A 25051-nucleotide genomic window follows, 5' to 3' on the forward strand; every position below is an offset into this window, starting at 1 on the left:
CGTAGGCTTTGAAGTCACCAAATTGCTTGGTGATCGCAGCTGTCAGTGTGGTTTTACCGTGGTCAACGTGACCAATGGTGCCGATGTTGCAGTGCGGTTTACTGCGCTCAAACTTTTCCTTAGCCATAATGGCCTCCTTTGAATTTCGAATCCGTTAGATAACGGGCTCATTCTCCATAAATTGCGATTTTTAGGTTCTGAGCCAAATCACTAGCGATGATATCGACTTCTTTTGCCGCCTCTTGAATTGCTGCGGCACCAAAAATCGTAGGACGTGCTTCCGTTGATCCAATAACAGACAACCCATCCTTGATTGTTGAGTTAGTTTCCAAATCAACCACCTCAACGGTCGTGTGTACAGTACTCATAGTGCTTCCAAGCAGCGCGCCGGCCCCTGGGTTCGCGATGTAAAAATTGTCAATGTTCACATTCACTTTTACGGGGCGATACCCTTTGGGGTTGGCTGCCTGCAACACCGCCAAAGACTTTGCTTCTACAGTGTTGAGGATTTGCTGTTTGGGAAGCGCCGTATTTTTCCGTGTGACCGAAGTTGTTGCGACAACTTCCTGCACAAACAAGGTAGATGCGACATTGCTATCGACTTCCTGTGTTTGCATGCAGCCAGCCACCAGAGCAGCAACGGCCAATAGAGAGAATGTACGGCGCTTCATCATCATGCGTATTTCGCTTGGATCTCGTCAGAGATGTTCTGCGGAACCGGATCGTAGTGATCGAACTGCATGGTGAACTGCGCACGACCGGAAGACATCGAACGCAGGTTGTTGATGTAACCGAACATGTTGGCCAGTGGCACAAATGCGTCGATTGCAACCGCGTTGCCGCGTGGTTCCTGACCGGACACCTGACCACGACGGGAGGTCAGGTCACCAATGATGCCACCTGTGTATTCTTCAGGTGTGATCACTTCCACTTTCATGATCGGCTCAAGCAGTTTCGCGCCGGCCAGTTTCATGCCTTCGCGCATTGCCATACGAGCTGCGATTTCAAAGGCCAGAACGCTGGAGTCCACGTCGTGGAACTTACCGTCGATCAGAGCAACTTTGAAGTCGATCACTGGGAAGCCTGCCAGAGGACCGGAGTCCATGACGGACTGGATGCCTTTTTCCACACCCGGGATGTATTCCTTTGGAACAGCACCACCAACGATGCGGCTTTCAAAGGAGTAGCCCTCGCCCGCTTCAGTCGGCATGATTTCCATTTTGACTTCAGCGTACTGACCGGAACCACCAGACTGTTTCTTGTGGGTGTAGGTGTGCTCGATCGCCTTGGAGATCGTTTCACGGTATGCCACCTGCGGTGCACCGATGTTGGCCTCAACCTTGAACTCACGCTTCAGACGGTCCACGAGGATGTCCAGGTGAAGTTCGCCCATGCCCTTCATGATGGTCTGACCGGACTCGAGGTCGGTCTCAACACGGAAGGATGGGTCTTCGGCTGCCAGACGCTGAAGACCCTGAGACATTTTCTCTTGGTCAGCTTTGGTCTTTGGCTCAACAGCGATTTCGATCACCGGATCCGGGAAGGTCATGGTTTCCAGAACCACCGGATCGTTGGTCGCGCAGAGCGTGTCACCGGTTGTGGTGTCTTTCAGACCTGCCAGCGCGATGATGTCACCCGCAAATGCTTCGGTGATTTCTTCGCGGTTGTTGGAGTGCATCATCATCATACGACCGATGCGCTCTTTACGACCTTTGGTAGAGTTCAGGAGCGTGTCGCCCTTGTTCAACACACCGGAGTAGATCCGGGTAAAGGTCAGGGAGCCCACAAACGGGTCGTTCATGATTTTGAACGCCAGGCCGGAGAACGCCATGTCGTCGTCTGCACGACGGGCAATGTTACGCTCTTCGGTTTCGTCACCCGGTGCGAAGCCCATGTAATCAACAACGTCCAGTGGGGACGGCAGGTAGTCGATCACAGCGTTGAGCAGAGGCTGAACACCTTTGTTCTTAAACGCAGAGCCGCCGAGAACTGGAACGAAAGACAGAGACAGGGTACCTTTGCGCAGCAGTTTGCGCAGGGTTGGTACGTCAGGCTCTTCGCCTTCCAGGTATGCTTCCATGGCGTCGTCGTCTTGCTCGACGGCGTTCTCAATCATCTTGCCGCGCCATTCGTCGGCCAGATCTTTGAGTTCGTCACGGATCGGTGCTTTCACCCAGCTTGCGCCGAGGTCTTCACCCTGCCACAGCCATTCTTCCATGGTCACCAGGTCAACCAGACCTTCCAGCTCGGTTTCTGCACCGATTGGGAAAGCGATTGGAACAGCGGTGGCACCAGTACGGTCTTCAATCATGTTCACACAGTTGAAGAAGTCCGCGCCGATTTTGTCCATCTTGTTGACGAACACCATGCGTGGAACCTTGTAGCGGTCAGCCTGACGCCACACAGTTTCAGTCTGAGGTTCAACACCAGCGTTGGCGTCCAGAACACAGACAGCACCATCGAGAACCGCCAGCGAACGCTCAACTTCAATGGTGAAGTCAACGTGGCCGGGGGTGTCGATGATGTTCAGACGGTGCTTTGGCGTGTCCGCAGTTTGGCCATCTTCGGTGCGCTCCCAGAAAGTGGTCGTCGCAGCGGAGGTGATGGTGATACCACGTTCCTGCTCCTGCTCCATCCAGTCCATGGTGGCTGCACCGTCGTGCACCTCACCGATGTTGTGGGATTTGCCGGTGTAATACAGGATGCGCTCGGAGCAGGTGGTTTTACCTGCATCGATGTGCGCCATGATACCGAAGTTACGGTAATGTTCGAGCGTATATTCGCGTGCCATTGGTCTAAGCCTTTATGGGATTTACCAGCGATAATGGCTGAAGGCTTTGTTAGCTTCTGCCATCTTGTGAGTGTCTTCGCGCTTCTTAACGGCGGTACCGCGGGAGTTCACGGCATCCAGAAGTTCACCGGCCAGGCGTTCTTCCATGGTGTTTTCGTTGCGGCCACGGGAAGCAGTGATCAGCCAGCGGATGGCCAGGGCTTCACGGCGCTCTGGGCGCACTTCGACCGGAACCTGATAGGTGGCACCACCCACACGGCGGGAGCGAACCTCAACCGATGGTTTGATGTTGTCGAGTGCTTCGTGGAACACTTCAACAGGGGCGCGCTTCACCTTGTTTTCAACGCGGTCCAGCGCGTTGTAAACGATCTTTTCGGCAACAGATTTTTTGCCGTCGATCATCAGGTTGTTCATGAATTTGCTCAGAACCTTATCGCCAAATTTGGCGTCAGGCAGAATTTCGCGTTTTTCGGCGGCGTGACGACGTGACATATCAGCCTCTCCTTCTTACTTAGGACGCTTCGCGCCGTACTTCGAACGACGTTGCTTACGGTCTTTAACGCCTTGGGTATCCAGAACACCGCGCAGGATGTGGTAACGGACACCCGGAAGGTCTTTTACACGACCGCCACGGATCAGAACCACAGAGTGTTCCTGAAGGTTGTGGCTTTCACCCGGGATGTAGGAAATCACTTCGTAACCGTTGGTCAGGCGCACCTTCGCAACTTTACGCATAGCGGAGTTCGGTTTCTTAGGGGTGGTGGTGTATACACGTGTGCACACGCCGCGCTTCTGAGGGCACTGCTCCAGGTGCTGCGACTTGGAGCGCTTGATTTTAGGCTGACGCGGCTTGCGGATCAGCTGCTGAATCGTTGGCATAGGGTCTCTTTCCTATTGCTTCCATTTATACGCCAGACCGAAGCCCGACGCGGTTATCTGTGTTTTCTGCACCTTGTGCATGCACAAGCGCAAAAACCGCAATCGTTTCCATTCCGAGGCAAACGACGCGGTGGAGTCTCAGAGGTTGCGGCCTTCAAAGCAGACCGGAACTTGACCACTACAGGTGTGAAACGGCTCAGGATACACTTCCCCCATCGCCGGATGAGCGCGCGTATATTGGGAGTCGCGGCCCTTGTCAACAGCGGTCCGGTTGCACTGACCGCCGCGCCCTGCCAATGTGGCGTCAACACAGGGAAGGCAAGCAATGATCGACAGTAAGGACATGCAGGTGATTGGCCTGTGCCGATTTTCATACCCGGCTCTTGGTGGGTTTCAAGTAGAACATGACACCATCGAAGACCGCATTGCCTTTCTCTATCAAGAAGACCGGTTGGAAGAGCGCTTTCAACTGATGGAAACTGTGGCCCTGCCCTGCTTGAAGGCCCAGACCGATCAAAATTTTGAGATGATCCTGCTGATCGGGGACACGCTGCCCAAACGACACGTGGAACGATTGCATGATCTGACCACAGATATCCCGCAGATCACCATCGTCGCCCATCCACCAGAGCCACACCGCCCTTTGATGAAAAAGCTGCTCAATGGCGCGCGCAAAGATCCCAAGGCCCCATGCCTGCAGTTCCGTCATGACGATGATGATGCCATCTCAGTGGATTTTTTCGAGCGTCTGCGCGCGGCAGCAGATGACGTAGCACCGCTCCTGCCCCAACACCGCACCGTCGCTTTTGACTGGAACCGCGGCTATATCGCGGAAATGAGCAGCGCCGGCATCGCCGCCGCTGACACGGTGCGCAATCTCTATGTGGCGTCACTGGGCATGTATGTGCGCGGCGGCTGTGATCTGACCATTATGAATTTCCGCCATGGCATTATGAACCAGTTCATGCCCACGCTGAGCTTCACCGACACGCCCATGTGGGTGCGCACCCACAATGGCTACAACGACAGCCGCCAGAAAAAGGTAAAACCCGTACCCGTCACGCCGCTCACCAGCGAAGAAGAGGCGCGGTTCAAATCCCGCTTTGCAATCGACGTGGATCAGGTCCGCAGCGTCTTTGCCTGACTGAGGCGGCGTCCACGTACCAGCGTGAACACGCCTGCGCTGGCCACAATCAGCGCGCCCAAAAGCGTGATTGGGTCCGGCCAGTCATCAAACACCAGAAATCCCAGCAGCAGGGCCCACAGCAACCCACTGTAGCGAAACGGTGCAACAAAGCTGACCTCTCCGACCCGCATGACAAGGACGGAAAACAGATAGCCTCCCAGAATGAATACGGCGGCCCCGGCAAGTAGCGCCCATTGCGCCAGCTCCATGCGCACCCAGTCTGCGCCAAGGCTCGCCACTCCGGCAAACGACATCACCCCCAGTGACGCCACCAGGGTAACGGTCATTGAGGGCACCTCTGCTGACATTTTGCGCGTGGCGAGATCCCGCAGTGTCACAAACCCCACAGCGATCAGGGCGTAAACCGTATAGTGGTCAAACCCCTCGGCCCCGGGTCTGACAATCAACAACATACCGCAGAACCCCGCCGCAATCGCTGAGGCCCGACGCCAGCCCACGCTTTCTCCAAAAAACAGGGCCCCGCCCAAAGTGACGGTCAGTGGAAGGATCTGAAGGATCGCAGTCACATTGGCGATGGGCATGTGATAAAGCGCGGTGATAAAGAAATAAGCGGCGCCAATTTCTGCACCGGTGCGCAGCCCAATCAGCCCCCAGTCTCGGCGTGCCAGACGCCAGCGCAGCCGCCCCACACGCCGTGCCAGCAGCCAGATCAATACCGAGGCCATGGCCCCACGCAGAAACAGCATCTGAAACAGCGGCACCTGCGGCCCCAGCGACTTGATCAATGTATCATTGAACGTAAAGGCCGCCATGGAGCACATCATCAAAAGTGCCCCCTTTGTATTGTCCGACAGCGCCGCCATCGCCCTCTCCCCTCAGCTGCAACCGCGCGACGTTAGGGCCGTCTGACGGCTTTGCCAAGCCCAGACCTCTTGTGACTTCTTCTGACCAAAATACTCTCGCCGAAGGCAAAAGGGCCCTCGGCTTTTTTGCCGGGGGCCCTTTCAAATCTTCAGATGTCTGAGGTCTTAGTCGAAGTCGCGGCTCTCAGGTGTCTCCACCAGACCGCTGTCAAACACGTCATCCGCGCTCACATCTTCCACCGGAGCGGCCAGACGGGCGGCCGCTTCGGCCTCCTCACGACGCGCTTCGATCACCACGTTGTCACGCTCAGAAGCAATGCGGCGCACTTTCTGTGTCGCACCGCCCGTACCAGCCGGGATCAGACGGCCCACGATGACATTCTCTTTCAGGCCAACCAGCTTGTCTTTCTTACCCTGCACGGAGGCTTCGGTAAGAACGCGGGTTGTCTCCTGGAACGAGGCCGCAGAGATGAAGGAACGGGTCTGCAACGACGCTTTGGTGATACCAAGCAGGATCGGTTCACCCTGAGCAGGACGACGGCCTTCGGCCAGCGCCTTCTCATTGGCGGCAACAAACTCAGCCTTCTCGACGTGTTCACCTTTGAGCAGGGTGGTTTCACCGCTGTCAGAGATTTCCCACTTCTGAAGCATCTGACGCACAATCACTTCGATGTGCTTGTCGTTGATCTTCACACCCTGCAGGCGATACACGTCCTGCACTTCGTCGATCATGTAATCCGCCAGCGCTTCAACACCCATGATGGAGAGGATGTCATGCGGAGCCGGGTTACCGTCCATGATGTAATCCCCTTTCTGCACGAAGTCGCCTTCCTGCACAGGGATATGTTTGCCCTTGGGCACCATGTATTCCACGGTCTCCTTGGACTCATCAGACGGCTCGATCGCGATACGGCGCTTGTTTTTGTAGTCGCGGCCAAAGCGCACGTAACCATCGATTTCGGCGATGATCGCGTGATCTTTCGGACGACGGGCTTCGAACAGTTCGGCCACACGTGGCAGACCACCGGTAATGTCCTTGGTCTTGGCGCCTTCACGCGGGATACGCGCGATAACGTCACCGGCTTTCACGTCCTGCTGATCTTCGACCGACAGAATCGCGTCCACAGACATTGGGTAGTGGACCGGGTTGCCAGCATCGTTGCGCACAGGCTCACCATCCGCGTCCACAAGGATCACTTCCGGCTTGAGCTCATTGCCCTTTGGTGCCGCACGCCAGTCAGACACGATCTTCTGGGTCATACCGGTTGCGTCATCGGTTTCGTCACGCACCGACAGGCCGGTGATGAGGTCCACAAACTTCGCTTTACCGTCTTTCTCCGCCAGAATTGGCAGAGTGTATGGGTCCCATTCAAACAGCTTGTCGCCGCGGCCAATGGTCTGACCATCTTTGACAAACAGCTTGGAGCCATACCCGACCTTGTGGTTGGCACGCTCGTCGCCGTTTTCGCCCTGAATGATCAGCTTCATATTACGGCCCATCACCAGAGCCTCGCCATTGGCGTTCTCCAGGATGTTGGCGTTTTCAAAGACGATCTTGCCTTCCTGGCTCGCTTCCAGGAACGACTGTTGACCACCCTGCGCAACACCCCCGATGTGGAAGGTCCGCATCGTCAGCTGTGTCCCAGGTTCCCCAATCGACTGCGCCGCGATGATGCCCACGGCTTCGCCGGTGTTCACCAGCGTGCCGCGTGCCAAGTCACGACCATAGCACATCGCACAGACGCCCTCTTCGGCCTCACAGGTCAGCGGGCTGCGGATACGCGCATTCTGCACACCCGCTTCGTCGATGGAGTCTGCCATACGCTCGTCGATCAGCTGCCCATGCGCCACCAGCACCTCATCGGTGCCCGGCTTCATGATGTCCTCTGCCGCAACACGGCCCAGAACACGCTCTGCCAGCGAAGACACAACCTCACCGTCGTTCACAGCCGCTTCCGCGTTGATCGCGTTGTCAGTGCCACAGTCGTGCATACGCACGATGCAGTCCTGCGCCACGTCCACCAGACGACGCGTCAGGTAACCGGAGTTCGCAGTTTTCAGCGCGGTATCAGACAGACCCTTACGGGCACCGTGGGTGGAGTTGAAGTACTCCAGAACGGTCAGACCTTCTTTAAAGTTCGAGATAATCGGGGTCTCGATGATGTCGCCGTTCGGCTTCGCCATCAGGCCGCGCATCCCGCCCAGCTGCTTCATCTGCGTGACCGAGCCACGCGCACCGGAGTGCGCCATCATGTAAACCGAGTTTGGTTCCGCTTCGGCACCATTCTCTTCGGTCTTCGTCGCGGAGATGGTTCCCATCATCGCATCGGTGACCTTGTCGTTACACTTGCTCCAGGCATCGACAACTTTGTTGTACTTTTCGCCCTGAGTGATCAGGCCGTCCATGTACTGCTGTTCGAAGTCTTTCACCTGATCACGGGTATCATCCACGATGGTCCACTTGTTGTCGGGGATCACCATGTCGTCTTTACCAAACGAGATGCCCGCCTTGAACGCTTCACGGAAGCCCATGGTCATGATCTGGTCACAGAAGATGACGGACTCTTTCTGGCCACAGTAGCGATAGACGGTGTCAATCACGTTCTGCACGTCTTTCTTACGCAGCAGCTTGTTCACCAGCTCAAAGGGTGCCTTGTTGTTCTGCGGCAGAAGCGCACCCAGACGCACACGGCCCGGCGTGGTTTCAAAACGCTGCACCACTTCCAGACCGTTCTCGTCGATCTGAGGGATACGGGCGTGCACTTTGGCGTGCAGGTGAACCGCACCGGCGTCCAGCGCATACTGCACTTCCTCGATGGAGGAGAACACCATGCCCTCACCCTTCATGCCTTCACGCATGATGGTGGTGTAGTAGAGACCCAAGATCATATCCTGCGAAGGAACGATGATCGGGGCACCGTTGGCCGGGGACAGAACGTTGTTGGTGGACATCATCAACACGCGCGCTTCCAGCTGAGCTTCCAGCGAGAGCGGCACGTGCACAGCCATCTGGTCACCGTCAAAGTCCGCGTTAAACGCAGAACAGACCAGCGGGTGCAGCTGAATGGCCTTGCCTTCAATCAGGGTGGGTTCAAACGCCTGAATGCCCAAACGGTGCAGCGTCGGCGCACGGTTCAGCATGACAGGATGTTCGCGGATCACCTCATCAAGGATATCCCAGACTTCGGGACGCTCTTTTTCCACCAGCTTCTTGGCCTGCTTCACAGTGGAAGAAAGCCCTTTGGCTTCCAGACGCGAGTAGATGAACGGTTTGAACAGCTCCAACGCCATCTTCTTGGGAAGACCACACTGATGCAGTTTCAGTTCCGGACCGGTCACAATCACCGAACGGCCAGAGAAGTCAACACGTTTCCCCAAAAGGTTCTGACGGAAACGACCCTGCTTCCCTTTCAGCATATCGGAAAGGGATTTCAGAGGACGCTTGTTGGCACCGGTGATCACGCGGCCACGGCGGCCGTTGTCAAACAGCGCATCCACAGATTCCTGCAGCATCCGCTTTTCGTTACGCACGATGATATCCGGCGCGCGCAGCTCGATCAGGCGCTTCAGACGGTTGTTCCGGTTGATCACACGACGATAGAGGTCGTTGAGATCCGAGGTCGCAAAGCGGCCACCATCCAGCGGCACCAGCGGGCGCAGCTCTGGCGGGATTACCGGGATCACGGTCAGGATCATCCACTCCGGACGGTTGCCGGATTCGATGAAGCTTTCCACAACTTTCAGACGCTTGATGATCTTCTTAGGCTTCAGCTCGCCAGTCGCTTCAGCCAGATCGGCACGCAGCTGCTCGGCTTCCGCTTCGAGATCAATCTGGGACAGCATCTCACGGATCGCTTCGGCACCGATATTGGCAGTGAACGCGTCCATGCCGTATGCGTCCTGCGCATCCATATACTCTTCTTCGGTCATCATCTGCCCGTAGGTCAGATCGGTCAGACCGGGCTCGATAACAACGTAGTTTTCAAAGTACAGCACACGTTCCAGATCACGCAGTGTCATGTCCAGCATCAGGCCGATGCGGGATGGCAGCGATTTCAGGAACCAGATGTGGGCGACAGGCGCGGCCAGCTCGATGTGGCCCATGCGCTCGCGGCGCACTTTCTGAAGGGTAACTTCAACACCACATTTTTCGCAGACAACGCCGCGATACTTCATGCGCTTATATTTGCCGCAGAGACATTCATAGTCTTTGATTGGGCCAAAGATACGCGCACAGAACAGACCGTCACGCTCAGGCTTGAACGTACGGTAGTTGATGGTTTCTGGTTTTTTGATCTCACCGTAAGACCACGACAGGATCCGCTCCGGAGACGCGAGAGACACTTTGATCTCATCAAACGCCTTAGGTGCGGCCAGCGGGTTAAACGGGTTGTTCGTCAGTTCCTGGTTCATTTTGATACCTCAAATTCTGCTGGGAGAGTGGATGGAGTGAGAGCCCGCGCCCTCACTCACCTTCCTCCGAATCCAGGAGTTCCATATTCAGGCCGAGACCACGGACTTCTTTCACCAGAACGTTGAACGATTCTGGGACGCCCGCTTCGAAGTTGTCCTCGCCCTTGACGATGCTTTCGTAGACCTTGGTCCGGCCTGCCACGTCATCCGACTTAACGGTGAGCATTTCCTGCAGGGTGTAGGCGGCGCCGTAAGCTTCCAGAGCCCAGACTTCCATCTCCCCGAAACGCTGACCACCAAACTGTGCCTTACCACCCAGCGGCTGCTGTGTGACGAGGGAGTATGGGCCGGTCGAACGCGCGTGGATTTTGTCATCCACCAGGTGGTGCAGTTTCAGCAGGTACTTAATACCCACAGTCACCGGACGTGCGAACTGTTCACCGGTACGACCGTCAAACAGGATCGACTGACCGCTTTCCGAGAAGCCAGCACGCACCAGCGCGTCATTCACGTCACCTTCTTTGGCGCCGTCAAAGACTGGGGTCGCGATTGGAACACCACGGGTCACATTGCCCGCCGCTTCCAGAAGCTGACCTTCATCCATGCCTGCGATGCCTTCTTCATAGACATCTTCGCCATAGGCCAGACGCATCATCTCACGCACAGGTGTCAGATCGCCGGAGCGACGGTATTCCTGCACCGCGTCATCGATCTTCAGACCAAGGCCACGTGCGGCCCAACCCATGTGGGTTTCAAGGATCTGACCAACGTTCATACGCGAAGGCACGCCCAGTGGGTTCAGACAGAAGTCAACCGGTGTACCGTCTGCGAGGAACGGCATGTCTTCCATAGGCACAACCTTGGAAATAACACCTTTGTTCCCGTGACGACCTGCCATCTTATCGCCTGGCTGAAGCTTACGCTTCACAGCGATGAAGACTTTGACCATCTTCATCACACCCGGTGGCAGATCATCGCCGCGACGGACTTTCTCGACCTTGTCCTCAAAACGGTGCTCAAGCGCACGTTTCTGGATCTCATACTGCTCGTTCAGAGCCTCAACGATCTGTGCGTCCTGTTCATCTTCCAGCGCCAGCTGCCACCACTGACCACGGCTCAGGCTTGCCAGCAGCTCTTCGGTGATTTCCGAGTTCGCTTTGACGCCTTTCGGGCCTTTCACAGCCACTTTGCCAAGGATCATGCCTTTCAGGCGGGCATAGATGTTGCGGTCCAGAATGCCGAGTTCGTCGTCACGGTCACGTGCCAGACGTTCGATTTCTTCCCGCTCGATCTGCAGCGCACGCTCGTCTTTTTCCACACCATGGCGGTTGAAGACACGCACTTCCACAACAGTCCCGAAGTCACCCGGCTTCACGCGCAGCGAGGTGTCACGCACGTCAGAGGCTTTCTCACCAAAGATGGCACGCAGAAGCTTTTCTTCAGGTGTCATCGGGCTTTCGCCCTTCGGTGTGATCTTACCAACGAGGATGTCGCCCGGCTCAACGTCCGCACCGATGTAAACGATGCCGGCCTCATCGAGGTTGCGCAGCGCTTCTTCACCGACGTTTGGAATGTCGCGGGTGATCTCTTCTGGGCCAAGCTTGGTGTCACGTGCGGCAACTTCGAATTCTTCGATGTGAACCGAAGTAAAGACGTCGTCACGCGCGATGCGCTCGGAGATCAGAATGGAGTCTTCGTAGTTGTAACCGTTCCAAGGCATAAACGCGACAACCACGTTTTTACCAAGCGCCAGTTCACCGATATCGGTGGACGGACCATCGGCAATCACCTCACCTTTGGACACCGTGTCACCCACTTTCACCAGCGGACGCTGGTTGATGCAGGTGTTCTGGTTGGAACGCTGGAACTTGCGCAGACGATAGATATCCACACCCGCGTCGCCCAGCTCCAGATCGGAGGTGGCGCGGATCACGATACGCTGTGCATCCACTTGGTCGATGATGCCCGCACGCTTGGCCTGAATGGCCGCGCCGGAGTCGATCGCCACTTTTTCCTCAATACCGGTCCCCACCAGCGGTGCCTCAGCACGCAGCAGTGGAACCGCCTGACGTTGCATGTTCGAGCCCATCAGAGCGCGGTTGGCGTCGTCGTTTTCAAGGAATGGGATGAGCGAGGCCGCCACAGACACCAGCTGTTTCGGGCTCACGTCGATCAGATCGACATTTTCCGAAGACGCCAGCGTATATTCACCCGCCTGACGGGTGTTGACGAACTCATTTACGAACTTGCCGTTTTCATCCAGCGCCGCGTTCGCCTGAGCAACGGTGTGACGCTGCTCTTCGGTTGCGGACATGTAGTTCACCTCATCGGAGACCACGCCGTTCTCAACCTTACGATACGGTGTTTCGATGAAGCCGTATTTGTTCACGCGGGCAAAAGTCGCCAGCGAGTTGATCAGACCAATGTTTGGACCTTCAGGTGTCTCAATCGGGCACATACGACCGTAGTGGGTCGCGTGCACGTCGCGCACCTCAAAGCCTGCACGCTCACGGGTCAGACCGCCTGGGCCCAACGCGGAGAGACGACGCTTGTGCGTCACTTCAGACAGCGGGTTCGTCTGGTCCATGAACTGCGACAGCTGCGAGGAGCCGAAGAATTCACGCACAGCCGCCGCGGCTGGCTTGGCGTTGATCAGGTCTTGCGGCATCACCGTGTCGATCTCAACAGAGCTCATACGCTCTTTGATCGCACGTTCCATGCGCAGCAGGCCAACACGGTACTGGTTCTCCATCAGCTCGCCAACGGAGCGCACACGACGGTTGCCGAGGTGGTCGATGTCGTCCACGTCGCCACGGCCGTCACGCAGGTCTACCAGCGCCTTGATGCAGGAGATGATGTCTTCCTTGCGCAGGGTCCGCTGTGTGTCTTCCGCATCCAGAGCCAGACGCATGTTCATCTTTACACGGCCAACCGCAGACAGGTCATAACGCTCACTGTCAAAGAACAGTGTGTCAAACAGCGCGCTGGCCGCTTCAACGGTGGGTGGCTCACCCGGACGCATCACCCGATAGATGTCCATCAGCGCGGTATCGCGGGACATGTTCTTATCCTGCGCCATGGTGTTGCGCATGTAAGGGCCGACATTGACGTTGTCGATGTCCAGAACCGGGATCTCGGTGAAGCCTGCATCAATCAGGTCTTTCACGGTGCCGCCGATCAGGTCGCCATCTTTGTCATATTCCAGTGTCAGCTCATCACCGGCTTCCACGTAGATTGCACCGGTTTCCTCATTGATGAGGTCCTGCGCAACAAACTTGCCTACGATGTGCTCAAACGGCACCAGCAGGTCGGTGATCTTGCCTTCGTCGATGATCTTCTTCACCGCACGTGGCGTGACCTTCTTGCCAGCTTCCGCAATCACTTCGCCGGTGGCCGCGTCGATCAGATCCTGTGTCGGGCGGGTGCCGCGCACACGCTCAGGGAAGAACTTGGTGACCCAACCTTTGCTCTTGTCCAGCGTGTAGTTCACAGTGTCGTAATAGGCATCCATGATGCCTTCCTGGTCCAGACCCAGCGCATACAGCAGGGTGGTCACAGGCAGTTTACGACGGCGGTCGATCCGCGCGAAAACGATGTCTTTGGCGTCAAACTCAAAGTCCAGCCAGCTGCCGCGGTAGGGAATGATGCGGCAGGCAAACAGCAGTTTGCCGGAGGAGTGGGTTTTGCCTTTGTCATGATCAAAGAACACGCCCGGAGAACGGTGCATCTGAGACACGATCACGCGCTCGGTGCCGTTCACCACAAAGGTGCCGTTCTGTGTCATCAGCGGCATATCGCCCATGAACACGTCTTGTTCTTTGATGTCTTTCACAGACTTCGCGCCGGTGTCTTCGTCCACATCAAATACGATGAGACGCAAAGTCACCTTCAAAGGCGCGCTGTAGGTCATGTCACGCTGCTGACATTCTTCTACATCGTACTTCGGCTTCTCCAGCTCGTAGTTGACGAATTCCAGAATGGAAGTCTCATTGAAATCCTTGATCGGGAACACCGATTGGAACACGCCCATGATGCCTTCGCCAGCGGTTGGCTGCGGTGCATCACCAGATTTCAGGAAAAGATCATATGAGGATTTCTGAACCTCGATCAGGTTCGGCATCTCCAGCACTTCGCGGATCTTGCCGTAGTATTTGCGCAAACGTTTCTGGCCAAGAAAGCTTTGAGCCATGACTATCGTCACCTTTCATTTCTCACCGAACACAAGTGCCGTCGGGTCCTCGGCACTGCGCCCATACGAGAGGGTCAAGATCTGGACAATTCCCGGCCCCCGTCCCAAAGGGGGCCTCCCGTTCCAAACCCTGCCTTGGAAAGCCTCCTGACCGCGCGCTCTGCGCCACCCAAGAGGCTTGCCAAGCCGGGGCAAACCAAATTTTTCTTTTATTTTCTGATATTTATCTAATTTCGATCGGGTGGAATCCGCCACCCACTGCGCGCCGCCTATCTATCAAATCCACGAAGGACAAAAAGCGGTCCCGAATCGCTCGAAACCGCAAGAGATTACCGAATATTGAATCAAGCCTTATTTGGCAACCCCTTTGGGCTTGACATTTGACAAAACCCACCACGCTTACTTTCTGAGCACAACCACCGGACCTCAGCGCGCAACTCGGCACATCCTTTGGCCGGATTTCGCCGAAAAGAGGAAAGTTACCACCCCCTCAATCGCAGCCTACGAACGAAAACAGGTGCCCAAAGGGCACCTGGTCCAAGACATCAAAACCCAAGGCAACAATCGCCTTAGCCATTCGCTGCAATCAACTGCTGCGCCACCAGATCATGGTCCAGCCACAGAACCGGACCATCCGCATCGCTGGACGCGCCAAAGATCAGCGCGCCGGTTGCGCTCACCACATGCGCACTCAGCACATCACTCACCAGCTCTTTGCGGTTCTTGTGCAGCGCCACGATATCTGCCGAGGTGCCGACGGTCATCTCCACCTGCTCAGGGCTATTCTGCATCGGCCAGGCTTCAAAGTTGTAGAAAGACTGCATCACCGGGTTCTGCTGATAGGCACCAACGGTCTCCAGAATACCTTCCAGCGTTTCGCCTTCTTTAAGCAGCGCCTGACATTCGTCCCAAACGCCCTGCACCCAGTCACCACCACCTTCTTTGCGATAGGCCTCCAGCAGCGGCACCAGTGACAGCTCGATCCCCGCAAACACGTCAGAGGAGTTGGTGCGGATTTCCGGGCAGTTGAACACGGTCGCTTTCACGCCCTGCTCCCAAGCCTGTTGCGCAAAGCCTTCCAGCTTCATCTTGGCATAGCCCTGCGTGTAGCTGGTGTAGGTTTGCCACTGATAGGCGCCATCAATCAGAACACGGGTGCCGTGATAGCCATAGGCTGTGTAACGCACCTGCCCGCCGCCTGCTTCGATCTTGCCGCGCAGCGCAGCACTGTGCTCCAGCAGATGACCAAAGCTGTTTGCGGTCACCTCGTCAAAGTTCTGCAGGATCAGCTTGCCCAGATCACTGTCCATCAGCGCCTGCGACGGCATGTGGCGCGCGCCACGACCTTTGTAGATGCGGTTGGCAATCGCCAGAAAGGCTTTCGCGCGTGGAATGCCCCCTGCCATGGTATGGGCAAAGAACACATTCTTGCCCGCAGGGATCAGCCCCTCAAGCTCTGCCATGACTTTTTCAAGCGACTGCACAAAGCGCGCCGTGCCAATCTCGCGGCACGCATCCACCTTGTCCCAATCCAGCTTGTAATCCTGCCAGTTGTCCAGCGTCATGTCAGAGAGCATGTCGGTTGGCGTCGCGCCGCCTTCCGGCGCATCCATATCAAAGCCCGCCATCATCGGAATATTGATGATCTTGCCACCAAGGTTATCCTCTGCAGCCGCCAGCTCTTCATCGGTCAGCGCACGCAGCGCGCCATCATCTTCGCGACGCCCCACGGTGATGCCTACAAGAGTCATGCCCGCCGCCTTTGCCGCGTCAATCAGACCGGTCGCATAACCACGTCCGAAAAGCTCACCAAACAGGACGAAAACATCGCCTGCGCCAAAAACTGTATTCTCAGGAAGTGCCGTCAGGGGAATGGAGTGTTTCATAGTCGACTTCTTATCTGTGGCCCGCACCCAAAGACCGGGGCCAGGTTTGCTGCTTGGCGCTGACGTCCGCAGGCGCTCTCGTCCCTGTGATTGCCCATTGTGCGCCTGATGGCAACCGCTAGATCACCAAAACAAGGGGTTTACCCGAGTCTGCTGGGCAATCGCAACAGGTGCTGAAATGAAAACAGGCGCCCCAAATGGGACGCCTGCAGCAAATCGGAAAAAATCCGAATTACTTAACTTCGACCTCGGCGCCAGCTGCTTCCAGCTTGCCTTTGATCTCTTCGGCTTCGTCCTTGGACACGCCTTCTTTGACGGCTTTGCCACCAGCTTCAACCAGCTCTTTGGCTTCTTTCAGGCCCAGGCCTGTGATGCCGCGAACTTCTTTGATGACGTTGATTTTCGATGCGCCTGCGGATTTCAGGATCACGTCGAATTCAGTCTTCTCTTCTTCAGCTGCGCCACCGGCGTCGCCGCCAGCTGCTGCCATGACAACCGCGCCACCGGCGGCTGGTTCGATGCCATACTCGTCTTTGAGGATGGTTTTCAGTTCTTGTGCTTCCAGCAGGGTCAGACCCACGATGCTTTCTGCGAGTGCTTTCAGATCAGCCATTTTAGACTCTTTCCGTTATCAGATATGTGTTCCAACGTTGGGCATTCACCCTACGCGGCTCAAAAAGTTGCTTACGCAGCCTCTGCCTTTTCCTCGATGGTAGACAGGATGGATGCGATGTTCGAAGCAGGTGCGCCAATTGCACCGGCGATGCTGGAAGCAGGTGCGCCGAGCATGCCAGCGATCTGAGCGATAAGCTCGTCGCGGGAAGGCATTTTCGACACGGCTTCAACACCGGCACGGTCCAGAGCGTTCTCGCCCATTGCACCGCCAAGGATTTCGAACTTCTTGTTCGTCTTGGCGAAGTCCTCGGCCACTTTGGCGGCTGCCACAGGGTCCTCGGAATAGGTCAGAACGGTCATACCCGACAGAAGGTCACCCATGCTTTCGCATGGTTTGCCTTCCAGGGCGATCTTGGCGAGCCTGTTCTTGGCGACACGTACTGCACCACCCGCGTCACGCGCACGTGCGCGCAGGTCTTGCATGTCAGCAACCGTGAGACCCGCGTAGTGGGCAACCACTACAACGCCAGAGCTTTCAAAGATCTGGCCGAGTTCCTCGACCACCTTCTCTTTTTGTGCTCTATCCACAGTTTTACTCCAAATATGGGGCTTGCGCCCCGGCTCAGTTTTGCACACCCCAAGGGGCATGCGTTTAGGTCCAAACAAAGGGTTGGGAACCAAGATCGCCGAAGCACCCGGAAAGGGCCTTCTTAGAATTCTTGTCTCTTACCCCATCTCGGGAAGGAATTATTCAGGCATATGCCGGAACCCTCCGTCTTGGACAGGCCACCTCAAAGAATCGCATAAACGCTGCCTTGGGGTGGGCAGTGGCCTCTTAACGCTGCTACAATCACTTTGCAAGCCACCATTTGCGCCCTTCATCAAAGGCATCCCCTACCAATTGCATCATTTCAATCCGCCGGCGCGCGGCTAAAGTGGGCACACCAGCCCATCCTATCCAACAAAGGCGCCTTTATGACCTCTGATTGCATTCTGTCTAACGACCACCTGAGCCTGTCCGTCGCCACCATCGGCGCAGAGATGCAGTTTCTGCGCACGGCTGATGGGCGCGACCTGCTCTGGCATGGCGACGCGACCTTCTGGACGGGGCGCGCACCGGTTCTGTTCCCCATTGTCGGGCGTGCGCCAGACGACACCATTGCTGTGGGCGCGCATCGCGCAAACATGCCGCAGCACGGTTTCGCCCGCCGGAGCACCTTCGCTATTGAGGCGCAAACCACAACGATGTGCCGTCATGTGCTGCGCGCGGATGCCGCTACACGCGCTGTCTACCCTTTTGAGTTTGCGCTGCGCCTCACCCATGCGCTCTCCGGCCGCACAGTGTCGGTCACGGCAGAGGTGGAAAATCTCTCAGATCAGCCAATGCCTTTTGGTTTTGGCTTTCACCCCGCGTTCCTCTGGCCCCTGCCCGGTGCCACAGATCAGACCCACATGATAGACTTGCCTGCCACGGCCACCCCCAAGCAACGCCCGCTGCGCCCTGATGGGCTGCTAGAGCCACATTTGGTGCCAGGCCCGTTTCAGGCAGGCACCCTCCCATTGTCAGAAGCGCTCTTTGAGGAGGGCGCATTGGTTTTCCCGGATGGCACGCCCAACTTCCTGCGCTATGGGCCGAAAGATGGGCCAAACCTCTCCTTCACCTTCGACAATCTGCCAGACATTGCCCTGTGGAAACCAAAGCAGGCCCCCTTCCTTTGTATCGAACCTTGGCATGGCACGGCCGCCCTGCATGGCTCAGGTCCACAAATCGCAGACCGCCCCAACAGCACCACCTTGCAGCCTGGCGCTCAGGAAACCTTTGGCTACAGCCTGACCGTCGCGCTCTGAACCGGTCACACAGACCAAGCCGTCAAAGACAAAGCTCAGTGCAAGCTGAGCAAAACTTCAATGTCGCGCTTGCTCAAAGCCTTAAGCAGCGCATGCTCTTCGGCATTGAGCTTGGCCTCAGAGGCCACATGACGCCTGATCAGATCAGCGACCTCGCTGGTCGGTTGATAGTAGAGGTCAGGATACAGATGGCTCAGTTCCGCCACCATCCGCTGCAGCAGCTTCTTCTGCTTCTCTGAGTCCAGATCCTTGCGTTTCTCCTGCAACATCTCTCATCCTCCTGAGGCAAGCCCTTCTCTTCAGATGTTATTACGGGGCATCCAGATCAACAGATGACCGCAAAGGCAACCTCTACATGCGCCCCCACGTTCCCGATCAAATTTGACTGAACCCGCTGCACCGCCCGCGCGTAACAGGTAAAGAAACCCTGTCCGAGGAGACCCCATGGCCATGCGCAGCCTTCTGCAACGGATCACCACCACCTTTTCCGGCTTCGCACAAACGCCTGCGAAAACCGGCGCGGCGGCGGATGCAGCCCCCAGTCTGGAAACTCTCAAAGACAGCCTGCGCACATTAGACAAAGATCCCTACCTCCATGTGGTGGATTGGGATCTGCAACTGATCTCCGTTTTTGATGATCTGCGTTACGACCGCGCTGATGTGGACACGCTCGCAGGCCCCATGCGCACCCATATCCTGCAAAAGCTGCAGCCTCTGGAATTTCGCCAGCGCACGGGGCACATCATCGAACATCACGCCGCAGACATGCGCCTGATCATGCCAAAATTCCGCGCGCTCGGGGAATCCCCGTTTGATGCCATCCGATTCACCTCACGCCGCCCTCAGGATTTCTACATCCTCACCCCGACACAAAGCGCCTGCCAGTTGATCGACAACTACGCCCCAGAAGAGGCGCAGGACCGTATCATTGGCCTCATTCAGCAACAGCCAATCAACATCTACCGGATCCTGGATTACATGGCGCGCGATGCCCACCGCGAGGCTTTCAAACCCGTGTTGGGGCATCTGAAATTTGTGCAAAAACAGGCCATCAGTTCAGAACCACTGCGCAGCCGGCGGGCGCTACGCTGACCCCGGCAGCTGCCTCACTCGCCAAACCAGCGTATCAGGAGCTCCAGAGCCTCGTCATCCCCGCCCGCTGCCGCCAGCCCAAGCACGTTTTGGGCCTCATCACGGTACCCCCAGCTATAATACAGCTTGCCCAGCTCACGCCTGCTTGGCGCATGATCGTTCTCCTCCCCCAGCCGATACCAATTGGCGGCCTTATCCTCATCCGCGGGGACACCACGTCCGTCTCTGACCATATTGCCGGCCCGAAACGCGGCCCAATCCACGTACTCTCCTTTCAGAGCAACATGAGCATACCAATCAAGCGCCTGGCTTTCATCTTGCGGATACCCACCCTCTCCCGTTTCCAGAATGTAGCCAATGAACGCCCCGCTCTCGTAGTCACCCAGTTCAAAGGCTTCCTGATACGCCTCGAGCGCCTTCGGAATGTCCTGTGGCACGGTGGTCCCATTGCGATAAATATGCCCAATACCCGAATAGGCGACAGCGTAGCCATGAGACGCTGCCACTTTCAGGTATGTAAGCGCACGCTGGCCATCCACCTCAACGCCCTTGCCCTTATGATACGCATCCCCGAGATTGTTATATCCAAGCGGGGATCCCCTTTCGGCAGCAAGCTTATAAAATTGAATGGCTCTTTCCGGATCAACATCAACACCGCGTCCCTTCGCGAAAATCCGGCCCATATTATTGGCCCCCAGTCCGCTGCCCAACTCAGTCGCCCGCTGGCTCACAGTGAAAGCTTGGCTATAATTTTTTGCCTTCATCAGAACACGGCCATAGGCTGCAAGCGCATCTGCATCCGGGTTTTCAAGCTCAGCAACCGGCGCACACGCAACCAGCGCCTCCTGCACTGACATATTTGCCCATGAAACACCGGGTATGCTCGCTACGTGCAATGGAGGCATGGCCTTTCGCAAACACGCGCGCTCATCGGCATTCAGGCTCGGTTCAACCTGCGCGGCCTCTTCCCCAGCCGCTTTTTGCTTGGGAGCTTGTGTTTGTGTCGCAGCCTGCCCTCCCTGCAACACCGCCAGCCTTTCCCGTGCCAATCCGGAGTAAATCGCACAATCCCCAAAGACCGAAAGATACTCCTCAACCACCTGTACGGAGCCGCTCGCTTTCACGTCCCCCCAAATTTCACGCGCTTCGGAACACTCAGCTGCCGCCAATTCGGCGCTGGCCATCCAAAGGCCTACTACGGTCAAAATGCGTTTCAAAATCCCACCCCAAAGTCTCTTCGGACAGTACAGGCTGCCGAGTGTTTTAATGGCTTCAAACACATCACCCGAAGTCGCATATGTCCAGAAAAAAGCCAGCCGCCAAGCGTCAACACACACCTGTGCAGAACCAGCGCAGCCTCTCTGGAAAACGAAAAACACCCGCAGTCAAAGCGGGTGTTCTCAGGTGTCGCAAACGTCCGCTGATAGGACAGCCACCGCAGCTCAACACGAAGCGCGCAATCAAAAGTCCTGCCAGAGATTGACAGCAGCATTGCCCTCAGCCATCGCAGCGTCCTGCGCCCGTGTGGCAAGAGGCGCAGACGCTTCTTTTGGTGCGGCAACCGGCGCCTGTGCGGTGCTGGCAGGATGTGACTGGCCCGCCTTCGTGACTGGACTCTTCTTACGCCCGGCAGGCTCTGCCACCTTGAATTGCGCCACCATATTATTGAGCTCATTGGCATCTTGGCTGAGCATTTGCCCAGCGGCAGAACACTCCTCCACCATCGCCGCATTGGCCTGTGTCACTTGATCAAGCTGCACCACGTTGGTGTTGATCTCCACCAGACCAGAAGATTGATCAGACGCACTTTGCGCGATCTCACTCACCAATTTGGAAATATGCCCAACCCGCTCTGCAATATTGCTCAGGGAGTCCCCTGCCCGATCCACCAGCAGCACGCCATTCTCAACCTGTTTGGAACTGTTGCCAATCAAATCCCGAATTTCCATCACCGCATCCGAAGACCGATGTGCCAGCGCACGGACTTCTGATGCCACCACAGCAAAACCACGCCCGGCGCTGCCCGCGCGTGCGGCCTCTACCCCGGCGTTCAGAGCAAGCAGATTGGTCTGAAAGGCGATGTCTTCAATCACCGTGATGATCTGCGCAATCTGCTGAGAACTCTGTTCGATCTCCGTCATCGCAGAAACCGCTTCTCGCACCACTTCATCGCTCTGCTCGGCTTCGCGCTTGGCATCTGTCACCACCTGCTCCACCGTACGCGCGCCATCCGCCGCCGCTTTTACATTGGAGGTCATTTCCTCCAGCGCCGCCGCTGTTTCCTCAAGCGTCGCAGCTTGATTTTCGGTCCTGCCAGCAAGATCCAGCGAGGACTGACTGATTTCTGCGGAGCCCTGCTGGATGCTGGAAGCAGCAGTCACGACCCGCGATACCGTGTCATTCAAACGGGAGACAGTGGTATTAAAATGGCTTCGCAGCATTTCATGATCCGGGTCGAATGCCTCATCAATCGTACGAGAGAAATCTCCCTCTGACAGCTGCACCAGCCCCGCGCTCAGGCTCTCAACCACACAGGCCTGCGCTTCTGCTGCCTGCGCACGGGCCTCTTCCAGTGCTCTGGCTTTCTTCAGATCCGATCGCATCGACAACAGCGTCTTGCCCAGATCCCCAATTTCGTCACCGCGCTGCGCCGCCACAACTTCGGCATCATACTCGCCAGCTGAAATCCGGTCCATATCTCCGCAAATGCTGTTGAGCGGCACAGTTATGACACGCGCCATCACCCAGCCCAGTCCCGACATGATCGCCGCCACAACGCAGCTGATCAAAATAAAAATCTGAGTTGTGCGCTGCACAGGTGCCATGGTCTCAGAAAGATCTTGCTCCGCCGCAATGGCCCAATTGGCATGCGTGAGGCCAACCGGTGCCGCATAGGTCACCACATCCTGCCCGCCGACTCCGACAGCGTTCTTCTCAAATGTCTGCGCCCCCGCCAGTGCCGCATCCACATGCGGCAGGTTGCGCATCTCCTGCAACACCGAATAACCGCCATCAAAACGCGCCGTGGTGCGTGCCAGACCGTCATCGCCAACGAGATAAATTTGTGTGGTGCCCCCAAGCCCCTGCGGATTGTTCACAATATCCCCCAATAGGGCGACCGGGATCTGCAAAGCCACAACCCCCAACGGCGCACCGCCCAGATCAACAACCTGAGAGGCCACAAAGGCCGCAGCCGCACCGTTGCTAGGCGCATAGGCGCGCATATCTGAGAAATAAACCTGCCCCGGCTCCCCATCCAGCGCGGCAAGGAACACCTCCGCAAGTCCGCTGTCGTGATAGGCGCCCTTGAAAAGGTTGGTGGCAAAATCTGCCTCCTTGAACACCGAATAAACGATGTCGCCCTGCGCCCCAATCAAAAAGGCATCATAGTACCCTTTGGTTTCAATCATCACACGTAGCGCGGGATGATATGTCGCGTGATTGACGTGATACCAAGCATCCCCTGCACCACGTTCCAAAAGGTGCTTTGATCCAACCGGGTTGGGATTATCTGCAACATAGGCCGCCGTCAGATCCGCCTGAGCCGCGCCACCAAGTTCACGCCAGGACTGACCAAACTTCTGCAAGGCATCCCCAGTCGCCGGAGAGGCAGCAAGCGTCATCACATCCGCCTCAATACCCAGCATCATTTGCACCACGGCACTGCGCCGATCGGACACCATGGCCTCCATCTGCTGCTCAACAGCCGTGAAAGCATAGCTTCTCAAACCCAACAAACTCGCAACACTGATGGCCGCCGCAGAGAGCGTACAGAACACAACAATCGACAAAGGCAGCTTTTTTGAAAGCCGCATCGACAGGAGGTTTCGCATTGTTTTCTTCCTTCATAGAGCGCGCGAACTTGGGAACCTCAGCGGGAAAAGTTTACATAACCCAAACAGATTGGTTAGGTTTCCAAACCAATGAAGGAAGGTGCTGAAATAAAGGGAGTTTCGCGTTAATGGGGTAGCAATAAAAATTACTGAACTTGCGAAGCGTGCAACTCGGAACCAAAGCGCCAAATTCTTCAAGCACGTCATGCGCACATCTGGCCTGCGCACATCCGTCACGCCCAGACGCGCGCGAATCGAAAAAGGCGCCCCAAAGGGACGCCTTCAAATCTCTCAGATCCGGAGATCTTATGCGGAAGCGCTGTCCACGGAGATGGTCACGCCTGGGCCCATGGTGGAGGACAGAGCGATCTTCTTCACGTATGCACCTTTGGCACCAGCAGGCTTGGCTTTCAGAACTGCGTCCATGAACGCTTTCACGTTCTCAACCAGCTTGCCTTCGTCAAAAGACACTTTGCCAACGCCCGCGTGTACAACACCGGCTTTTTCGACTTTAAACTGCACTTCGCCGCCTTTGGCGTTTTTCACAGCTTCAGCAACATCCATGGTCACCGTGCCAACTTTTGGGTTTGGCATCAGGTTACGTGGACCAAGAACTTTACCCAGACGGCCAACAACCGGCATCATGTCAGGAGTCGCGATGCAGCGATCAAAGTCGATGGTGCCGCCCTGAACGGTTTCCATCAGATCTTCTGCGCCAACGATGTCCGCGCCTGCTGCCTGTGCTTCTTCAGCTTTCGGGCCACGTGCGAATACCGCAACGCGCACGTCTTTGCCGGTGCCGTTTGGCAGACCAACAACACCACGAACCATCTGGTCTGCGTGACGTGGGTCAACACCCAGCTGAACGGCGATTTCAACAGTTTCGTCGAACTTCGCGGAGGCGGAACCTTTGACCAGAGCAACAGCTTCTTCAACGGTCAGGTTGGATTTGCCTGCGAACGCTTCACGCGCTGCGGCAGTACGTTTACCAAGCTTAGCCATTATTTCACCTCGATGCCCATGGAACGCGCGGAGCCAAGGATGATCTGCATTGCAGCATCGATGTCATTTGCGTTCAGGTCTTTCATTTTCGCTTCGGCGATTTCTTTCACCTGAGCGGCGGTCACGGAACCCACGGTCTCACGACCTGGCAGGTTTGCACCGGATTTCAGCTTGGCAGCCTTCTTCAGGTAATAAGACGCAGGTGGCGTCTTGATGTCCATGGTGAAGGACTTGTCCTGATAGTAGGTGATCACGGTTGGGCAAGGCGCACCTGGCTCCATGTCCTGTGTCTTAGCGTTGAACGCTTTACAGAATTCCATGATGTTGATGCCGCGCTGACCCAGCGCCGGACCGACGGGTGGGGAAGGGTTGGCTTGACCTGCAGGAACCTGCAGCTTCATTGTACCAGCAAGCTTCTTAGCCATTTGGTTTTCCTTTCAACATAGGCGAAACGCGTTCCGCCCGGTTTGTGTTGCGTGGTCCGATCTTCGCA

General features: G+C 56.5%; 19 protein-coding genes. 3 read left to right on the forward strand and 16 right to left on the reverse strand.

The genetic code is table 11. From position 1 onward, the window contains the following. From J7382_RS18030 to rpsL, 5 genes are all read right to left on the reverse strand, one after another. Positions 1-127, reverse strand: a 127-nt coding sequence (locus tag J7382_RS18030; protein WP_229802302.1) for a GTP-binding protein, incomplete at its 3' end; no start/stop codon positions are given. 40 nt (positions 128-167) lie between these two features. Next, positions 168-677, reverse strand: a complete 510-nt coding sequence (locus J7382_RS18035) for a hypothetical protein (protein WP_209070385.1) — start codon at positions 675-677, stop codon at positions 168-170. Then, positions 674-2791, reverse strand: a complete 2118-nt coding sequence (gene fusA / locus J7382_RS18040) for an elongation factor G (protein WP_209070386.1) — start codon at positions 2789-2791, stop codon at positions 674-676. The genes J7382_RS18035 and fusA overlap by 4 nt, the downstream gene beginning before the upstream one ends. Positions 2792-2812: 21 nt before the next feature. Then, positions 2813-3283, reverse strand: coding sequence for a 30S ribosomal protein S7 (gene rpsG, locus J7382_RS18045; RefSeq protein WP_058239837.1), 471 nt, complete (start codon positions 3281-3283; stop codon positions 2813-2815). Between the two features lie 15 nt (positions 3284-3298). After that, a complete protein-coding gene (gene rpsL, locus J7382_RS18050) occupies positions 3299-3670 on the reverse strand; it encodes a 30S ribosomal protein S12 (RefSeq protein WP_054000841.1) in 372 nt (123 codons plus the stop codon). Between the two features lie 343 nt (positions 3671-4013). On the opposite strand from rpsL, the gene J7382_RS18055 reads away from it, so the two are divergent. After that, positions 4014-4814 carry a putative rhamnosyl transferase gene (locus tag J7382_RS18055; protein WP_209070483.1) on the forward strand — a complete coding sequence of 267 codons (801 nt, stop codon included), beginning with the start codon at positions 4014-4016 and terminating at the stop codon, positions 4812-4814. Here J7382_RS18055 and J7382_RS18060 read toward each other — a convergent pair. The 6 genes from J7382_RS18060 to rplJ all read right to left on the reverse strand — a co-directional run bounded on the left by J7382_RS18060 (position 4790) and on the right by rplJ (position 17371). Beyond that, positions 4790-5680, reverse strand: a complete 891-nt coding sequence (locus J7382_RS18060; RefSeq protein WP_209070387.1) for a DMT family transporter — start codon at positions 5678-5680, stop codon at positions 4790-4792. The genes J7382_RS18055 and J7382_RS18060 overlap by 25 nt on opposite strands. Before the next feature lie 165 nt (positions 5681-5845). Beyond that, positions 5846-10093: a DNA-directed RNA polymerase subunit beta' gene (rpoC, locus tag J7382_RS18065; RefSeq protein ID WP_209070388.1), complete on the reverse strand. Its 4248-nt coding sequence runs from the start codon at positions 10091-10093 to the stop codon at positions 5846-5848. Positions 10094-10145: 52 nt separating this feature from the next. After that, entirely contained in the window at positions 10146-14282 is a 4137-nt protein-coding gene (gene rpoB / locus J7382_RS18070) for a DNA-directed RNA polymerase subunit beta (RefSeq protein WP_209070389.1), read from the reverse strand. Between the two features lie 569 nt (positions 14283-14851). Next, positions 14852-16168 (reverse strand): hypothetical protein, encoded by a 1317-nt coding sequence (locus J7382_RS18075; RefSeq protein WP_209070390.1) that lies wholly within the window; start codon positions 16166-16168, stop codon positions 14852-14854. Between the two features lie 232 nt (positions 16169-16400). Then, positions 16401-16781 carry a 50S ribosomal protein L7/L12 gene (rplL, locus tag J7382_RS18080; protein WP_058239830.1) on the reverse strand — a complete coding sequence of 127 codons (381 nt, stop codon included), beginning with the start codon at positions 16779-16781 and terminating at the stop codon, positions 16401-16403. A gap of 71 nt (positions 16782-16852) precedes the next feature. Continuing rightward, the gene (gene rplJ, locus J7382_RS18085) at positions 16853-17371 is read right to left on the reverse strand and encodes a 50S ribosomal protein L10 (protein WP_058239829.1); all 519 of its coding nucleotides are present in this window, start codon (positions 17369-17371) and stop codon (positions 16853-16855) included. 387 nt (positions 17372-17758) lie between these two features. Between rplJ and J7382_RS18090 the strand changes: the two genes are divergently transcribed. Continuing rightward, entirely contained in the window at positions 17759-18631 is an 873-nt protein-coding gene (locus J7382_RS18090) for an aldose 1-epimerase family protein (protein WP_209070391.1), read from the forward strand. A gap of 35 nt (positions 18632-18666) precedes the next feature. On the opposite strand, the gene J7382_RS18095 is transcribed toward J7382_RS18090, so the two are convergent. Further along, entirely contained in the window at positions 18667-18900 is a 234-nt protein-coding gene (locus J7382_RS18095) for a hypothetical protein (protein WP_209070392.1), read from the reverse strand. A gap of 175 nt (positions 18901-19075) precedes the next feature. Here J7382_RS18095 and J7382_RS18100 point away from each other — a divergent pair, with 175 nt between their 5' ends. Beyond that, positions 19076-19723, forward strand: a complete 648-nt coding sequence (locus J7382_RS18100; protein ID WP_209070393.1) for a hypothetical protein — start codon at positions 19076-19078, stop codon at positions 19721-19723. Between the two features lie 14 nt (positions 19724-19737). Here J7382_RS18100 and J7382_RS18105 read toward each other — a convergent pair whose 3' ends face one another. The 4 genes from J7382_RS18105 to rplK form a co-directional block, all read right to left on the reverse strand. Next, complete coding sequence (locus J7382_RS18105) at positions 19738-20940, reverse strand: tetratricopeptide repeat protein (RefSeq protein WP_209070394.1); 1203 nt, start codon at positions 20938-20940, stop codon at positions 19738-19740. 243 nt (positions 20941-21183) lie between these two features. Continuing rightward, on the reverse strand, positions 21184-23556 hold the full coding sequence (locus J7382_RS18110; RefSeq protein WP_209070395.1) for a methyl-accepting chemotaxis protein: 2373 nt from the start codon (positions 23554-23556) through the stop codon (positions 21184-21186). Between the two features lie 306 nt (positions 23557-23862). Continuing rightward, positions 23863-24558: a 50S ribosomal protein L1 gene (gene rplA / locus J7382_RS18115; protein WP_209070396.1), complete on the reverse strand. Its 696-nt coding sequence runs from the start codon at positions 24556-24558 to the stop codon at positions 23863-23865. Then, complete coding sequence (gene rplK, locus J7382_RS18120; protein WP_058239823.1) at positions 24558-24983, reverse strand: 50S ribosomal protein L11; 426 nt, start codon at positions 24981-24983, stop codon at positions 24558-24560. Before rplK ends, rplA begins: the two co-directional genes overlap by 1 nt. Positions 24984-25051: the final 68 nt, after the last annotated feature.

It is taken from the genome of Shimia sp. R11_0 (assembly GCF_017744035.1).
In the GTDB taxonomy this organism is placed as follows: Bacteria; Pseudomonadota; Alphaproteobacteria; order Rhodobacterales; family Rhodobacteraceae; genus Shimia; species Shimia marina.

Excerpts from the sequence above, each read along its gene's own strand:
- J7382_RS18035 (WP_209070385.1), bottom strand. The coding sequence starts at position 677 with ATGATGATGAAGCGCCGTACATTCTCTCTATTGGCCGTTGCTGCTCTG.
- fusA (WP_209070386.1), bottom strand. The coding sequence starts at position 2,791 with ATGGCACGCGAATATACGCTCGAACATTACCGTAACTTCGGTATCATG.
- rpsG (WP_058239837.1), bottom strand. The coding sequence starts at position 3,283 with ATGTCACGTCGTCACGCCGCCGAAAAACGCGAAATTCTGCCTGACGCC.
- rpsL (WP_054000841.1), bottom strand. The coding sequence starts at position 3,670 with ATGCCAACGATTCAGCAGCTGATCCGCAAGCCGCGTCAGCCTAAAATC.
- J7382_RS18055 (WP_209070483.1), top strand. The coding sequence starts at position 4,014 with ATGCAGGTGATTGGCCTGTGCCGATTTTCATACCCGGCTCTTGGTGGG.
- J7382_RS18060 (WP_209070387.1), bottom strand. The coding sequence starts at position 5,680 with ATGGCGGCGCTGTCGGACAATACAAAGGGGGCACTTTTGATGATGTGC.
- rpoC (WP_209070388.1), bottom strand. The coding sequence starts at position 10,093 with ATGAACCAGGAACTGACGAACAACCCGTTTAACCCGCTGGCCGCACCT.
- rpoB (WP_209070389.1), bottom strand. The coding sequence starts at position 14,282 with ATGGCTCAAAGCTTTCTTGGCCAGAAACGTTTGCGCAAATACTACGGC.
- J7382_RS18075 (WP_209070390.1), bottom strand. The coding sequence starts at position 16,168 with ATGAAACACTCCATTCCCCTGACGGCACTTCCTGAGAATACAGTTTTT.
- rplL (WP_058239830.1), bottom strand. The coding sequence starts at position 16,781 with ATGGCTGATCTGAAAGCACTCGCAGAAAGCATCGTGGGTCTGACCCTG.
- J7382_RS18090 (WP_209070391.1), top strand. The coding sequence starts at position 17,759 with ATGACCTCTGATTGCATTCTGTCTAACGACCACCTGAGCCTGTCCGTC.
- J7382_RS18095 (WP_209070392.1), bottom strand. The coding sequence starts at position 18,900 with ATGTTGCAGGAGAAACGCAAGGATCTGGACTCAGAGAAGCAGAAGAAG.
- J7382_RS18100 (WP_209070393.1), top strand. The coding sequence starts at position 19,076 with ATGGCCATGCGCAGCCTTCTGCAACGGATCACCACCACCTTTTCCGGC.
- J7382_RS18110 (WP_209070395.1), bottom strand. The coding sequence starts at position 23,556 with ATGCGAAACCTCCTGTCGATGCGGCTTTCAAAAAAGCTGCCTTTGTCG.
- rplA (WP_209070396.1), bottom strand. The coding sequence starts at position 24,558 with ATGGCTAAGCTTGGTAAACGTACTGCCGCAGCGCGTGAAGCGTTCGCA.
- rplK (WP_058239823.1), bottom strand. The coding sequence starts at position 24,983 with ATGGCTAAGAAGCTTGCTGGTACAATGAAGCTGCAGGTTCCTGCAGGT.